General features: G+C 52.9%; 1 rRNA gene. It reads left to right on the plus strand.

Annotated elements, in window-relative coordinates:
• The first annotated feature begins 19 nt into the window (after positions 1-19).
• A 23S ribosomal RNA gene (locus PQQ51_RS34150) occupies positions 20-2,901 on the plus strand.
• Positions 2,902-2,917 lie beyond the last annotated feature (16 nt).

The raw sequence follows: 2,917 nt of genomic DNA on the forward strand, positions 1-2,917 counted from the left end.
AAAGACACACCCGTTATAGGGTCAAGCGAACAAGTGCATGTGGTGGATGCCTTGGCGATCACAGGCGATGAAGGACGCGGTAGCCTGCGAAAAGCTACGGGGAGCTGGCAACGAGCTTTGATCCGTAGATGTCCGAATGGGGAAACCCACTCCTTATGGAGTATCCATGACTGAATACATAGGTCATGTGAAGCGAACGCGGTGAACTGAAACATCTAAGTAACCGCAGGAAAAGAAATCAACCGAGATTCCCAGAGTAGTGGCGAGCGAAATGGGACCAGCCTGTACTCTTTATCTTCATTGTTAGTCGAAGGCTCTGGAAAGTGCCGCCATAGCAGGTGATAGCCCTGTAGACGAAAACAGCGGGGAAGAACTGGGTGTACGACAAGTAGGGCGGGACACGTGAAATCCTGTCTGAAGATGGGGGGACCATCCTCCAAGGCTAAATACTCGTGATCGACCGATAGTGAACCAGTACCGTGAGGGAAAGGCGAAAAGAACCCCGGGAGGGGAGTGAAACAGATCCTGAAACCGCATGCATACAAACAGTCGGAGCCTTTGAAAGAGGGTGACGGCGTACCTTTTGTATAATGGGTCAGCGACTTACATTCAGTGGCAAGCTTAACCGATTAGGGCAGGCGTAGCGAAAGCGAGTCCGAACAGGGCGATTCAGTCGCTGGGTGTAGACCCGAAACCAGGTGATCTATCCATGGCCAGGATGAAGGTGCGGTAACACGTACTGGAGGTCCGAACCCACTAACGTTGAAAAGTTAGGGGATGAGCTGTGGATAGGGGTGAAAGGCTAAACAAACCTGGAAATAGCTGGTTCTCTCCGAAAACTATTTAGGTAGTGCCTCGTGTATCACCTTCGGGGGTAGAGCACTGTCATGGTTGTGGGGTCCATTGCGGATTACTACGCCATAGCAAACTCCGAATACCGAAGAGTGCAATCACGGGAGACAGACATCGGGTGCTAACGTCCGGTGTCAAGAGGGAAACAACCCAGACCGCCAGCTAAGGTCCCCAAATATTGCTAAGTGGGAAACGAAGTGGGAAGGCTAAAACAGTCAGGAGGTTGGCTTAGAAGCAGCCATCCTTTAAAGAAAGCGTAATAGCTCACTGATCGAGTCGTCCTGCGCGGAAGATGTAACGGGGCTAAGCAATATACCGAAGCTGCGGATGCGTGCTTTGCACGCATGGTAGGAGAGCGTTCCGTAAGCCTGCGAAGGTGCACTGGAAAGTGTGCTGGAGGTATCGGAAGTGCGAATGCTGACATGAGTAGCGATAAAGGGGGTGAAAAGCCCCCTCGCCGTAAGCCCAAGGTTTCCTACGCAACGTTCATCGGCGTAGGGTGAGTCGGCCCCTAAGGCGAGGCAGAAATGCGTAGCTGATGGGAAGCAGGTTAATATTCCTGCACCATTGTTAGATGCGATGGGGGGACGGATCGCGGAAGGTTGTCCGGGTGTTGGAAGTCCCGGTCCTTGCATTGGAGAAGGCGCTTTGGCAAATCCGGGCGCGGGATTCAAGGGTGCGAGGCCATTCACTTAGGTGAAGAAGCAATCGGAAGTGGTTCCAGGAAAAGCCTCTAAGCTTCAGTCTAACAAGACCGTACCGCAAACCGACACAGGTGGGCGAGATGAGTATTCTAAGGCGCTTGAGAGAACTCGGGAGAAGGAACTCGGCAAATTGGTACCGTAACTTCGGGATAAGGTACGCCCCTGTAGCTTGATGCCCCTGCGGGCAGAGGGTGAAGGGGTTGCAATAAACTGGTGGCTGCGACTGTTTAATAAAAACACAGCACTCTGCAAACACGAAAGTGGACGTATAGGGTGTGACGCCTGCCCGGTGCCGGAAGATTAAATGATGGGGTGCAAGCTCCTGATTGAAGTCCCGGTAAACGGCGGCCGTAACTATAACGGTCCTAAGGTAGCGAAATTCCTTGTCGGGTAAGTTCCGACCTGCACGAATGGCGTAACGATGGCCACACTGTCTCCTCCCGAGACTCAGCGAAGTTGAAGTGTTTGTGATGATGCAATCTCCCCGCGGCTAGACGGAAAGACCCCATGAACCTTTACTGTAGCTTTGCATTGGACTTTGAACCGGTCTGTGTAGGATAGGTGGGAGGCTGTGAAGCGTGGACGCCAGTCTGCGTGGAGCCATCCTTGAAATACCACCCTGATCTGTTTGAGGTTCTAACCTTGGTCCGTAATCCGGATCGGGGACAGTGCATGGTAGGCAGTTTGACTGGGGCGGTCTCCTCCCAAAGTGTAACGGAGGAGTACGAAGGTACGCTAGGTACGGTCGGAAATCGTGCTGATAGTGCAATGGCATAAGCGTGCTTAACTGCGAGACCGACAAGTCGAGCAGGTGCGAAAGCAGGTCATAGTGATCCGGTGGTTCTGTATGGAAGGGCCATCGCTCAACGGATAAAAGGTACTCTGGGGATAACAGGCTGATACCGCCCAAGAGTTCATATCGACGGCGGTGTTTGGCACCTCGATGTCGGCTCATCTCATCCTGGGGCTGTAGCCGGTCCCAAGGGTATGGCTGTTCGCCATTTAAAGAGGTACGTGAGCTGGGTTTAAAACGTCGTGAGACAGTTTGGTCCCTATCTGCCGTGGGCGCTGGATATTTGAAGGGGGCTGCTCCTAGTACGAGAGGACCGGAGTGGACGAACCTCTGGTGTACCGGTTGTCACGCCAGTGGCATCGCCGGGTAGCTATGTTCGGAAGAGATAACCGCTGAAAGCATCTAAGCGGGAAACTCGCCTTAAGATGAGATATCCCCGGGGCTTCGAGCCCCTTGAAGGGTCGTTCAAGACCAGGACGTTGATAGGTCAGGTGTGGAAGCGCAGTAATGCGTTAAGCTAACTGATACTAATTGCCCGTAAGGCTTGATCCTATAACAGGTGTGTTTT

Source organism: Paraburkholderia xenovorans, from assembly GCF_046030735.1.
GTDB classification, from domain to species: Bacteria; Pseudomonadota; Gammaproteobacteria; order Burkholderiales; family Burkholderiaceae; genus Paraburkholderia; species Paraburkholderia xenovorans_A.